Source organism: bacterium, from assembly GCA_024224155.1.
Taxonomy (GTDB): domain Bacteria; phylum Acidobacteriota; class Thermoanaerobaculia; order Multivoradales; family JAHEKO01; genus CALZIK01.
In genome coordinates this window covers 1-1,755 of sequence record JAAENP010000417.1, presented here as the reverse complement: position 1 = coordinate 1,755, position 1,755 = coordinate 1, and the positions used below count along the sequence as shown (strand labels likewise).

Annotated in this window: 3 protein-coding genes; 2 read left to right on the top strand and 1 reads right to left on the bottom strand. The window is 65.1% G+C overall.

What is annotated here, in order from left to right:
• A partial coding sequence (locus GY769_20595; GenBank protein MCP4204320.1) for a hypothetical protein occupies positions 1 to 330 on the bottom strand: 330 nt, incomplete at its 3' end.
• Positions 331 to 805: 475 nt separating this feature from the next.
• Here GY769_20595 and GY769_20590 point away from each other — a divergent pair.
• Together GY769_20590 and GY769_20585 are read left to right on the top strand one after the other, a co-directional pair.
• Entirely contained in the window at positions 806 to 1,192 is a 387-nt protein-coding gene (locus GY769_20590; GenBank protein ID MCP4204319.1) for a hypothetical protein, read from the top strand.
• Between the two features lie 78 nt (positions 1,193 to 1,270).
• On the top strand, positions 1,271 to 1,755 hold a 485-nt coding region (locus tag GY769_20585), incomplete at its 3' end, for a hypothetical protein (protein MCP4204318.1).

The window sequence follows — 1,755 nt, the reverse complement described above, 5'->3', positions numbered from 1 at the left end:
GCTCTGGCGAATCCGCCGCTTGTTCGTCCGCCGGCGGGTCGGCTTGGCCGCGGCGGCCGGCGGCGCCACCGGCGAGCCGATCAACGCCTCGACGTGGCGCAGCTTGGCCTCGCAGGCCCCGATCTCCCGCCGGCACTGCTCGATCTTTTTCTCGTGCTCGAGCTTCTGCTGGCTCCAGTGCTTGATCTTCCGGATGTAGAGCTCCTTGAGCTCGCCGAGGGATTGCTTGGTGATGTCCGTCATTTCGAGGCCTCCTTGCTTGCCGGCCGGCGGCTGCACGCCGCCGGCGGTGAGCCGCTCGCGGGTGAGATGGCGGATGGCCATCGCCATCGAACGGCTCGATGCCGGCTATCGTACGAACTTAAAATAGCACTCGTCAAGCTAAAGTAAGGCGATCTGCTTGGCCACTTTAATCCGTTTCCCATCTCTAAGACATGGCATCTGTCGTTCTTAGATGTCTGTGAATGGCATTCTTGCCGACCTGACGGGTCGAAGAGCCTCATCCTCGGCCCCCGACAAAGCCACGAACGGTCGTCAGATCTCATCCTCGCTCGGCGACAACGTCACAGAGGAGCGATGAGCCTCATCATCGCTCCGCGGCCAAGCCACGAACGGCCCGCGGTCTCATCAGCGCTCCGCGACAACGTCACAGAGGGCCGATGAGCCTCATCATCGCTCCGCGACCAAGCCACGGACGACCGCCAGATCTCATCCTCGTTTCGTGACCAGGCTACGAAGAGTCGATGAGCGTCGTCATCGGTCCGTGACACGCTTGAGAAGGCTCGATGAGAGTCATCCATGATCCTTGACGTCGCGACGAGGGCTGGATGAGCTCACGGATCGCTTCGGGGCGTCGCGACGAGGGCTGGATGAGCTCGCGGATCGCTTCGGGGCGTCGCGACGAGGGCTGGATGAGCTCACGTACCGCCTCGTGCCGTCGCGAGGAAGGCTGGATGACCTCACGACCTATGACCACGGCCTGCCAAGAGACCAGGCCATTCTGGGTTCCGCTACAATGACCGCGCCGGGCGCGGCCCGGCGCTACTGGAGCTGGTGTCGATCGGGGTGCCACCCGACTCGGCCAGCGTTGATGCAGGATCAGCGCTTCGAGCCAGTGGACGTCGCCGTGGTCGGCGAAGGGTACGGAAGCGGCCCCCGGTTGTCCCTGGGGAGGCGCCGGCCGGCGCCCTGAAGCTGTTCGACCCACCGCCCACGCCCGGGTCCGCAGTACAATGCTCCCAGGAGTCCATCGAGAGGGAGTCGAGCTGCGATGAGAGTCCGGCATATCCGTGGCGCGTTTGTCGAATGGCCCGAGGCCGAGTACGGGCTCTACAACTTCCAGCGCAAGCCGTGGCTCGACCGGGCGGTGGAGCTGCTCGCGGGCGGCGGCGGGGCACGGGTGCTGGTGCTAGCCGGCGAGAAAGCCATCGGCCGATCGTATTTCTGCGACGCCCTCCGGTTTCGATTGGGCAACGAGCACGATGAGGAGCTGGCGGTGTGGCACCTCGACCTGGAGGGCTTCGAGCCCGACGGCGAAGATCCCCTGGGCAGGTATCTCCTGCATCTGCTGGAAGATCAGGAGCGGCGGACCGAGGAGCAGCGGGAGAAGACCTACAACGCCCTGAAGACCCTGGCTCGCACCCTGAGCAAGGCGGACTGGTCGGCGGCGATCCTTGCGCTCTTGTGGAAGTTCGAGGACCCGCTGAAGCAATTCGGCGAGGTGCTCGCGACACCGGCGACTCGCGCACCCGGCGC